The organism is Secundilactobacillus odoratitofui DSM 19909 = JCM 15043 (assembly GCF_001434895.1).
GTDB classification, from domain to species: Bacteria; Bacillota; Bacilli; order Lactobacillales; family Lactobacillaceae; genus Secundilactobacillus; species Secundilactobacillus odoratitofui.
In genome coordinates this window covers 678,993-680,181 of the sequence record NZ_AZEE01000028.1, presented here as the reverse complement: position 1 = coordinate 680,181, position 1,189 = coordinate 678,993, and the positions used below count along the sequence as shown (strand labels likewise).

13 tRNA genes (1 of these 13 running past the window's edge) are annotated in these 1,189 nt (G+C 51.6%); all 13 read left to right on the top strand.

Going from position 1 to position 1,189, the window contains the following annotated elements:
* The first annotated feature begins 61 nt into the window (after positions 1-61).
* A tRNA-Val gene (locus FD04_RS08260) sits at positions 62-134 on the top strand.
* 2 nt (positions 135-136) lie between these two features.
* Positions 137-209, top strand: a tRNA-Lys gene (locus FD04_RS08255).
* Between the two features lie 46 nt (positions 210-255).
* A tRNA-Thr gene (locus FD04_RS08250) sits at positions 256-328 on the top strand.
* Positions 329-341: 13 nt separating this feature from the next.
* Positions 342-413 (top strand) — tRNA-Gly (locus FD04_RS08245).
* Positions 414-425: 12 nt separating this feature from the next.
* Positions 426-511 (top strand) — tRNA-Leu (locus tag FD04_RS08240).
* Positions 512-530: 19 nt separating this feature from the next.
* Positions 531-604: transfer RNA gene (locus tag FD04_RS08235), tRNA-Arg, on the top strand.
* 6 nt (positions 605-610) lie between these two features.
* Positions 611-684, top strand: a tRNA-Pro gene (locus tag FD04_RS08230).
* Between the two features lie 34 nt (positions 685-718).
* A tRNA-Met gene (locus FD04_RS08225) sits at positions 719-792 on the top strand.
* 15 nt (positions 793-807) lie between these two features.
* Positions 808-881: transfer RNA gene (locus FD04_RS08220), tRNA-Ile, on the top strand.
* 34 nt (positions 882-915) lie between these two features.
* Positions 916-1,005, top strand: a tRNA-Ser gene (locus tag FD04_RS08215).
* Between the two features lie 6 nt (positions 1,006-1,011).
* Positions 1,012-1,085: transfer RNA gene (locus FD04_RS08210), tRNA-Met, on the top strand.
* 6 nt (positions 1,086-1,091) lie between these two features.
* Positions 1,092-1,165: transfer RNA gene (locus FD04_RS08205), tRNA-Asp, on the top strand.
* Positions 1,166-1,172: 7 nt separating this feature from the next.
* A tRNA-Phe gene (locus FD04_RS08200) sits at positions 1,173-1,189 on the top strand; it runs 64 nt beyond the window's last position.

The following is a 1,189-nucleotide window of genomic DNA, read 5'->3' as shown; positions in this document are numbered from 1 at the left end:
ACGCCGAGAGTAGTTGGGGGATCGCCCCCTGCAAGGGTAGGACGTTGCCACGCTATCTTATGGAGGATTAGCTCAGTTGGGAGAGCGTCTGCCTTACAAGCAGAGGGTCACAGGTTCGAGCCCTGTATCCTCCATTGAGCCGTTAGCTCAGTTGGTAGAGCATCTGACTTTTAATCAGAGGGTCGACAGTTCGAGCCTGTCACGGCTCATCATGTTGACATTAGAAGTAGATTCTGTTAACATGTTACTTGTGTTGCCGACTTAGCTCAGTTGGTAGAGCACCTGTCTTGTAAACAGGGGGTCGGAAGTTCGAATCTTCTAGTCGGCATTTAACTAAATATGCGGAAGTAGTTCAGTGGTAGAACATCACCTTGCCATGGTGGGGGTCGCGGGTTCGAATCCCGTCTTCCGCTTTTGCCAAAATCGCCGGGGTGGCGGAATTGGCAGACGCACAGGACTTAAAATCCTGCGGTCAGTGATGACCGTACCGGTTCGATCCCGGTCCTCGGCATTAGTTATTTTAATATTTTGCACCCATAGCGCAACTGGATAGAGTGTCTGACTACGAATCAGAAGGTTGTAGGTTCGACTCCTACTGGGTGCATTTAAACGGGAAGTAGCTCAGCTTGGTAGAGCACCTGGTTTGGGACCAGGGGGTCGCAGGTTCGAATCCTGTCTTCCCGATTTAAATAAGAATAGTTTTTTATTTAAACGCCATCGCGGTGTAGCTCAGCTGGCTAGAGCGTCCGGTTCATACCCGGGAGGTCGAGGGTTCGATCCCCCCCGCCGCGATTTGATCATTGGCTCGGACCTTTAGCTCAGTTGGTTAGAGCAGACGGCTCATAACCGTCCGGTCGTAGGTTCGAGTCCTACAAGGTCCATAATGGTCCTTATAGTGATCATTGTTATATTTATGGAGGATTACCCAAGTCTGGCTGAAGGGAACGGTCTTGAAAACCGTCAGGTGGGTCAAACCACGCGAGAGTTCGAATCTCTCATCCTCCTTATTATCGCGGGGTGGAGCAGTCTGGTAGCTCGTCGGGCTCATAACCCGAAGGTCGTTGGTTCAAATCCAGCCCCCGCAATTGAGTGGTCCGTTGGTCTAGCTGGTTAGGACGCCTGCCTGTCACGCAGGAGATCACGAGTTCGAGTCTCGTACGGACCGTTTATATGGCTCGGTAGCTCAGTC